This is a genomic window from Desulfurobacteriaceae bacterium (genome assembly GCA_039832905.1).
Lineage (GTDB): Bacteria > Aquificota > Aquificia > Desulfurobacteriales > Desulfurobacteriaceae > Desulfurobacterium.
This window is the reverse complement of the sequence record JBDOLX010000024.1, coordinates 1-1,793: the sequence shown is the minus strand read 5'-3', so window position 1 is coordinate 1,793 and position 1,793 is coordinate 1. Positions and strand designations below refer to the sequence as shown.

Genomic DNA, 1,793 nt, shown 5'->3' with positions numbered 1-1,793 from the left:
TCATCTTTAACCAGTCTTACTTTTAAGTCAGGAACTAATTTAACATTGAAAGTTCCAAGATTTCCTGGTTCTGGATCAAGTCTTTGTAGAACTTTTAGGAATTCTTCCATTTCTTTCTGCGTAAAGTTAACCTCTTTCCGAAAAATATTTTTTCCCTTTTTTAAAACATCTATTTTTTCTAAAGCTTTTAAAAACTTTTCTGGAACTTCAAGTTCTTCAAGCTGAGCTTTAAAACTTTCTAAAAGGGTATAGCAAGCACAACCAACGGGGTAAAAGCGTTTAATTTTTTCTCTAACTTCTTTAATCTTTTCTAAAGGAACTTTTAGTTCGTTGGAAATTTCGTCTTCAGAAAGTAGAAGGTAACCTCTAGAGTCAAGATTTTCTATCATAAATCTAGCTATTTTTAAATCTTCACTGGAAAGTTCCAATCTTGCCTGTTCTAAAAGTATTTCTTGGAGAGACTTCTGAAACGGTATTGATATCTCTTTGTCTTCCTTTGGTTCATAGAAGGTAAAATTCCCATCTTCTACTACAAAATCATAAATAGTTTCTTCTTCTTCTTTTTCTTCAACTTTTTCGTTTCTTGCTTCTTCGTCAAGTTCAAGTAGAGGATTTTCTTCTATTTCTTTTCTTATCACATCTTCAAGCTTTAAAATGGGAAGTTGGAGAAACTCAAGGTTTAAAAGAATGTGGGGATTAAGCTTTAGTTGCAAGGAAAGTTTTTCTGTCTGTTCTAAACTCTGTCTCATTTTTCTCCAAGTTAAAGATTTTATCTTTAAAATTTAATACCAAAAAAGGAGGTCTTACGTTGGATATTTTAGCAGTAGGAAGGAAAACTATTTTAGAAGAATCTGAATCTCTAAAAACCTTAGCAGAAAAGCTTGATGAAAACTTTGTAAAAGCAGTAAAACTTTTATTGAATACTAAGGGAAGAGTTGTTCTTACGGGAGTCGGTAAATCTGGACTGATCTGCAAGAAGATAGCCGCAACTTTTTCAAGCACTGGGACTCCTGCCTTTTTCCTACACCCTGCCGATGCTGCCCATGGAGATCTTGGTATGGTTAAAGGAGATGACACAATCATTGCTGTTTCTAACAGTGGAGAAACTGCGGAACTTTTGAACATTGTTCCAATACTCAAGAGTTTCGGAATACCAATTATAGCTATAACGAATAACCCATCTTCTTCGTTAGCAAAACTTTCCGACGTTGTTCTTCTTTTAAATGTTAGAAAGGAAGCTTGTCCTTTGGGTCTTGCTCCTACGACTTCTACAACAGCAACTTTAGCTCTTGGAGATGCTTTGGCAGTTTCTTTGATGAGGCTGAAAGGGTTTAAGAGTGAAGACTTTGCAAAATTTCACCCCGGAGGGAAACTGGGAATAAGGCTTTCAAGAATAAAGGATTTAATGAGAAAAGAAAAAGACATTCCAGTCGTCTCTCCAACCTCTTCTTTAAAAGAAGTTATTTATGAAATATCTTCTAAAAAGGTTGGAGCAACTCTTGTTATAGATAATGGAAAACTTGTTGGAATTATAACTGATGGAGATTTGAGACGAGCTTTTGAAAAGGAAGTAAGCTTTGATACTTTAGCAAAAGAAATAATGACTGAAAATCCTAAAACTATTAGAGAAGATGTTTTTGCAGAAAAGGCTATTGAAGTGATGGAAAAGTATAAGATAACCGTCCTACCGGTGGTAGATAGTGAAAGAAAGGTTGTTGGAATAATTCATTTACACGATATTTTGGGAAGAAGAATTGGATAGAATTCAAAATTGCTGATTAAATTATGGTAAA

2 protein-coding genes are annotated in these 1,793 nt (G+C 34.1%); one reads left to right on the top strand and one right to left on the bottom strand.

Going from position 1 to position 1,793, the window contains the following annotated elements:
- On the bottom strand, positions 1-749 hold a 749-nt coding region (locus tag ABGX27_01540; GenBank protein MEO2068178.1), incomplete at its 3' end, for an RNA polymerase sigma-54 factor.
- A 59-nt stretch (positions 750-808) separates the two neighbouring features.
- On the opposite strand from ABGX27_01540, the gene ABGX27_01535 reads away from it, so the two are divergent.
- Positions 809-1,762 (top strand): KpsF/GutQ family sugar-phosphate isomerase, encoded by a 954-nt coding sequence (locus ABGX27_01535; protein ID MEO2068177.1) that lies wholly within the window; start codon positions 809-811, stop codon positions 1,760-1,762.
- Positions 1,763-1,793 lie beyond the last annotated feature (31 nt).